5 protein-coding genes are annotated in these 6,507 nt (G+C 60.6%); all 5 read left to right on the plus strand.

Features of this window, described 5'->3' with window-relative positions; genetic code table 11:
• A partial coding sequence (locus LDO29_RS27975) for a tyrosine-type recombinase/integrase (protein WP_224082973.1) occupies positions 1-1,329 on the plus strand: 1,329 nt, incomplete at its 5' end.
• 2 nt (positions 1,330-1,331) lie between these two features.
• Positions 1,332-2,864 (plus strand): site-specific integrase, encoded by a 1,533-nt coding sequence (locus LDO29_RS27980; RefSeq protein ID WP_224082974.1) that lies wholly within the window; start codon positions 1,332-1,334, stop codon positions 2,862-2,864.
• Complete coding sequence (locus LDO29_RS27985; RefSeq protein ID WP_224082975.1) at positions 2,861-5,185, plus strand: hypothetical protein; 2,325 nt, start codon at positions 2,861-2,863, stop codon at positions 5,183-5,185. The genes LDO29_RS27980 and LDO29_RS27985 overlap by 4 nt, the downstream gene beginning before the upstream one ends.
• Positions 5,178-5,657, plus strand: a complete 480-nt coding sequence (locus LDO29_RS27990) for a hypothetical protein (protein ID WP_224082976.1) — start codon at positions 5,178-5,180, stop codon at positions 5,655-5,657. The genes LDO29_RS27985 and LDO29_RS27990 overlap by 8 nt, the downstream gene beginning before the upstream one ends.
• A 113-nt stretch (positions 5,658-5,770) precedes the next feature.
• Entirely contained in the window at positions 5,771-6,271 is a 501-nt protein-coding gene (locus tag LDO29_RS27995) for a hypothetical protein (RefSeq protein WP_224082977.1), read from the plus strand.
• Positions 6,272-6,507 lie beyond the last annotated feature (236 nt).

Here is a 6,507-nt window from a genome sequence, read left to right on the forward strand (position 1 = left end):
CTACTGGTATGTTCTGAGGTGTTGCGTGTAGTACGGGTTGGAGACTTCAGATACCGCAACGGAAAAGTGCTTTTATGGTATCTTTCGCCGTTGCGTTTTGTTGTGGGTTTTATGTTTGTTCAGGTCAGCGCCGTCGCCGTGCCGCGGGCGCTCCAGGGGGTTGCGCTGGTCGACAGCAACCACATGCCCAGGTATTGGGCCGCGGTCTGGCTGGTCATCGCGGGGGCGCAATGGGCAACGTCCACGCAGGCCATGCGGCTGCGGTACATCGAGAACCTGTATGAGCATGCGGATCGGTCATTCCAGACGAATGCGCTGGATGACGCGCTCTCCGATCTTGACGATTCCCGGCTTGCGGACATTCTCGAGTCGTGGTTCGTGAGTCTGCGTAATCAGCCAGTCGCCACGCGCAGCAATGAGGCCCGGTGGCAGACCGGACTGGCATTCGTGACATCGGTGGTCACATGGCTGTCGAAGTCGGCGGACGCGAAGATGCGACAGATCGAGGCGCGCATCCACCGACTATCGACGCTTTACCGCCAGCTTCACATTCGCCAAGGTGCCCGCAGCGAGACCGTCCGGTCGTTGCCCTCCAGCGTGGTCGAGAGTCTCTATCAGATCCTGGATCCGGAATCGGATGCCAATCCCTTCCAGCGCGCACACACGCGTTGGCGGGTCTTCATTGCGTTCGTGCTAATGCTGCATCAGGGTCTGCGCCGCGGCGAACTCTTGCTGCTGCCAGCGGACGCCATCAAGAGCAGCTATGACCGCGAACTTGGCCGGACGAGGTACTGGCTGAACGTCCGGCAAAACGAGTATGAAGAAGCTGGCAGCGACAGCCGCTACTCGAAACCCAGCATCAAAACACGCCATTCGGTCAGGCAAATTCCCGTCAGCGACGCAACGGCGGGCCTGGTGCAGATCTATTGCGAAAATTACCGGGGCCGGCCTTCCCATTCGTTCATGTTAAGCGCCCAGACTGGCGGCCCTCTTTCCACAGAGTCGTTGACGAAGATCTTTACAACGATATCGAAAGCGTTGCCTACGGAGGTGCTGCAGGAACTGCACGACCGCACCGGAAAAAGGTCGGTCACCTGCCACGATCTCCGGCATACCAGCGCCGTATTGCGGCTTCACCAGTTGCTCGAGCGAGGCGACTCGATGCCCGAAGCGCTGCAGAAGCTGCGTACATTCTTCGGATGGTCGAAAGAGTCGGACATGCCTTCGCGCTATGCCAGAGCTGTCTTTGAAAGCCGGCTCGCGAGCATATGGAACGACGCGTTCGACGATCGTGTGGCCTTGCTGCGCGCGCTGCCGCAGGGACGCTGATCATGCTGGAGGTCCTTCCATCCCGGCTTCGTGGGCAAGCCGAGCCATCGGTGCTCGCAAGCATGGTGGCGTCATTGCCGGAGCTACCGCCTGTAGTACGCTACTACGACGACTTCGACGACCAACTCCGCTCCATCCCGGCAGGCCGTCAGACAGACGTCTTCGGACTTCACATCAATGGTCGGATGTATCGGCTCGACTTCGGCCGGTATCCTGCCGTCTACGGGGCTCTGCAGACGCATCTACTGGTCTTCCTGCTGGGCGAAGACTTGCATATCTCGACCTGCTTCAATGTATTGGCCGCAGCAGTGCATCTCGAGGTGCATGACGTCGACCGCATTGTTGCAGCCGGTCCAACCCGCATCTCAGCGATATGGATGGCGCTGCGCGCCCGTCAGTTGCCGACTGACGCCTATCGCTTCGTTAAGGCGGTCCTGCGGCTGCTATGCAGGCATCGCCTGCACGGCTGGTCCGAGTCGTATCTGACCTATGTCAGCACCGCCCTGCCCGGCCCCGCGTCGGACGCATATGCTGGTGTGCGGTCAGGGGATGTCTTCCTGAGCGCTGATGAAGAAGCCGTGATTGTTCGCTACCTGGACGAGACATCGGAACGCGTGAGAACTCGGGGCTGGTCAGGCGTTGCGCATGACGAGCTTTGCGAGGCCGCGATGGTGCTCTGTTCCTATCAGTTTGCCATGCGTCCCATTCAGGTCGCGATGCTGACAAGGCGTGATGTACGAGTCTGGCAGCAAGAACCCAGTGGCGAGCCGGCCGTTCACCTCACGTTCGTCATGGTCAAGCAGCGGGGAAGGCTTCGCAAAAGGCCGATGGTCCGTCGTGTGAAACAGGAGTGGGCGGTGCTGTTCACGGCCCTGGTTGCCTATGCAGACTTGCACGGTCTCGACGCGAGCGATCGCGTCTTCGGTGTCAGTTCCAATCATGAAGCTGGCGCTCGGATTGCCCGCTGCGTGGAACGCCTCATCGGGGATGATGCTTGCGCGATGGACCTTCGGCATACGGCAGCCCAACGCCTCGTTGACGCTGGTGCAAGTCACGAAGAACTGGCCGAGTTCATGGGGCATTCCGATGTTCGGACGGGGTTGGTGTACTTTGCGGCTTCAGCCTCTCACGCGGACCGGGTCAACCGGGCGCTCGGCGCGTCAGAGATATACCGGCGGGTGGCAAAGATCGCGCACGATCGGTTCATCTCCCCGGAAGAGCTCGCCCAGCTCAAGGGAGAACAGCAGATCGCCGGCGTGCCTCACGGCATCCCGATTGCCGGCATCGGCGGCTGCACGTCAGGGCAACCAGCCTGCCCTTACAATCCGGTGACGTCGTGCTATGGGTGCAGGAAATTTATGCCTTTGCACGACAAAGCGATGCACGAAAGTGTGCTGGCCGCGATGCGTGAAGTGGTCTCCCTCTTCGAGCGGAGTTCCCGTGGTGATGCCCGATCGCCGGCCTACCTGCAACTGCAGCGCACGATCGCCGAAATACAGGCGGTCATCGACGAGTTAGAAGGCGAGCGCCGATGAACCCACACTACGCTGCCTTCATCGAGCTGGGCAAGGCACTCGCCCATGAAAAGGGCCTGCACTGGGACATACCTCTGGACGAGGCAGGCGCTGCTCGTGACGGTGTTGGCTGGAATCTGACGGCGGTTACCGGTGACGTTCCACCCCCAAACCACTACCTGCGGGATCTCGGCGCTGAGGCGAAGGCGCTGGCTATCGTCAACGCAGAGCGCGTCGAGCGTGGCTTGATGCCACTGCCCCAGCGAGCGCTGACTGTCTCGTGGCAAGACCTGATTAAGGCAGCGGTGGCTGAACAGTTGCTGTTCAGGCGTAACACCACGCGGTATGTGGCACATAGCATCGCGCGTCCGCTGCGGGTGATCGCAACCTGCGTGGACAAGGACCCGTGGCAACTGACCGCCGATGATCTGCGTGCCGCGATTCGTATTGCAACAGCATGCCAGGCGACTGGCAAGTTGGGGGATCAGGTGGTCGGCATCGTCAAGACGGTGTTTGACGCTCAGCACATTTGCGATGCAGGCCCCTTGTACTCATCGCTAGCTGTCCCGCGCATGCAAGCAAACGGGACGAACAAGGCAAAGCATACCTGGTCGCAGGAGGAATTGCGGGCCGACCTGGAGGCTCGCAAGCGCGGCGAACGCCTGCCTGAACGTCGGGCGTTCTGGGAGCTGACCCGCATCGTGATGACCGAACGGCCACGCACGTTCATGGATGAGCTGCGGTTCGCTGCGGTGCGCACGCTGATCGTGACCGGCATGCGTGCAGGGGAAGTTGCGTTACTGCCGATCGACTGGAAGCGTGAGCGGACGTATCTGGACTCGAATGGTCGTCCAGCCGGTGAGTCCGGCGGCATCTCGACCTCCCTGATGGTGCGCCACTTTGCGGAAAAGCAGCAGGACGCTGAAGCAGACAGTCGCGTCCTGTTTGAAAGCGCCCAGCCGGTCCCAGAAATGTTCCGGGCGCTGCTGACCGAGACCCTTGACCGTGTAGCCAAGCTCACAGAACCTCTCCGCGCAACGTTGAAACTGCAATGCGAGACAGAGCGACTGTTGCCGTGGTATCCGGTCGACAGTCTCGTACCTGTCGTCGAGCTTTACACCCGTCTGGCAGGTAACCCATTCTGGCTAGGCATTGAGCGAGATCCGTTCATAAAACGCTACCGCGATGGCCTCGATCCGTCAGTGTTTGATGAACTGCATGACCACCAGTGTGCGCTGTGGCGCAATGGCGTCCTGACCCTCGACATGGCTGTCTACGTGTTTGGGAATCGTCTGGTGAAGGCGATGCGTGAAGGCAAGACCAGCATGCGCTTCCGATATGCGGATGGCTCGCCGATCGGCCTTAGAAAGCGGATGGAGTGGCACGGTGCGTACTTGCACGTTGGCGAGCTCGAGGAGCATATCCGGTTCACGACGCCAACGAAGGTATCCGACACCATGCGGCTTCCGCTGGCCACGGGATTCGTTGAGCCCTGGGAGTTGCTGTTCTTGCAGCCCAAACGGTCGGTGGCCGAGGAGCGCAACGATGGGCTTTGCGATGTGACCCGCTACATAGCGGTCAACCGGCCAGACCCTACGTTCATTGGACAGTCCCTGGGTGACGCGAAGCCCCTGCCGACGCTGTTTGAAAAGTACGGACAGACCGACGAAGACCGGGCCTTGAAGATCGAGGCACACATGCTGCGCCATCTGCAGAACACCGAGCTGTTCCGGCTTGGCGTTGCCGACACGATCATCTCAAAGCGCTTCAACCGGCGCAGCGTTGCACAAAGCTATGAATACGACCATCGCAGCCTGGCGGAGGATCTTGACCAGATCGAAATTCCACAGGACGTCGAGATCCTGCTCGGCGAAAAAGCCGGCACGGTTGCCCGGCTCATTAAGGGCGGCAAGGCCAGCGGTCCGATCGTCGATGCCTTCCGTCGCATCCAAAAAACGGAAGGTGACGCGGCCGCATACGAGTACCTGCGTGCCGAAGCAGACGGATTCCATGCCACCCCTTATGGGCACTGCCTGAACTCATTCACGGTCGATCCATGCGCCAAGCATCTGGAGTGCTTCGCCGACTGTCGCCACCTCTCGGCCACTGACCTGCCAGAGCATAGGCGGAATCTGATTCGGCTCGAGGGCCAGCTCAAGCTTGCCGTGGAAACGATCAAGGCCCGCCCATCGACCAGCATTGGTTGGCAAAACCAGCTCGACCACGCAGAAAAGCGGCTGGCTGGGGTGCAAGGGCTACTCGAAACGCAGCCGGGCAAGCGTCCCTTCCCCGATGGCCGTGACCTCTCCTTGCCCCGACAACGGGGAGTACTTGATGAATAAAGCCAATGAAGCGGCGTCGGCCGATGACGGGAAAATGCGTGAGATCCTCGAGGTGTTGCTGACCAACGACGAGGACATCACGGCGCGCGCCGTCGCCCGGCTGCACCCGTCCATCAGCGCGGCGTCGTCGATCACTCGCAGCGAGTCACGCCGCAGGCTGCTTGCCGAGTATCAGCAGCGCCAAGCGGAATACCGACGCTGGCGTGGTCGCGCTGCCAAGCGATCTGGCGCTGACATGGCCGCGACGCTCGCCGACAAGGACCTCCAGATCGCGGAGCTTGAAGCCACCGTGCAATTGCTGACGGCTTCCCACGTCGCTATGCTACGTGCAGTTGGCGAACTGGGCGGATTCAGCAGGTGGGCCAAATTCTACGAGCAGTATCGCGACGCCCGGGACAAGCTTGCAGAACTCGGTGCCATACCCGGAGCGGCAATCGTCCCGATGCCGGAGAACTCTAAACGCGGAAACTAAGCGCGCGGCGAAAATGAATGCCTCCGGCGTGATACTGTTTGCATTGATGCTCGCAGCCACGAAATGGCTGCGGTTCCGCGGCGGAAGCCGCCTCTCTCCCGAAAGGAGCGTTCATGTCCTATTGCCCCTTCTTCCAGACCCTGCATGACGAAACTCGCCCTGTGGGCAACCTCGGCCGGGGAACACATTACTCCATCCTGCGGGCGCCAGTCTGGCATGACGAGCTTCTGAACCGGCTCGATCGCTGTGCATTCCTTGACCTCGCTGTTATCTGGGACGAGGACCATGACGATCGCGTGATCGACGCGCTCATGATGCTTTACATCGGCGGCCTGCTCTCCCCTGTGCGGTATATCGGGGAGCGCAAGGGTACGCTCTCTGTGTTGCTGGCTCCAGAAGCAATGCGGACCTGGACCCCGAAAGCGCTACAGCAGTATCGCGACGATATCGAGGATGTCTGCCAGTGCCTGGAAGATCCGTGGACGGCAAAAGTTGACGCCGTCGATGGGCGCGAGCACTCGATCATCCACAGTTCGGCCGAGAACGTCTCCCTATACCTCCGCAACATCGACCTGCTATGGGAACTGGGGGTCAAACCAAAGACGCGATCGTAGTCCCACGCCGTAGCGCGCAACGCGCAACACCCCAGTCGTCAGACTCCCGGCCTGGGGTGTCCTTCCGTTGCGCCTCGGCACAAGACTCAACGCAACGAAAACGGGTGCCACGGGCACGCAACAGGTGCCAGCCAAAAAAGTGGGTGCCCAGTGGAGAACTCGGCCACCTTCCCGCTGAAATACAACAAAACGGGAAAAGCCCAGCGCAACACTAGGCCACAGGTGCCAAGAATGCG

This window comes from Cupriavidus laharis (genome assembly GCF_914271435.1).
In the GTDB taxonomy this organism is placed as follows: Bacteria; Pseudomonadota; Gammaproteobacteria; order Burkholderiales; family Burkholderiaceae; genus Cupriavidus; species Cupriavidus laharis.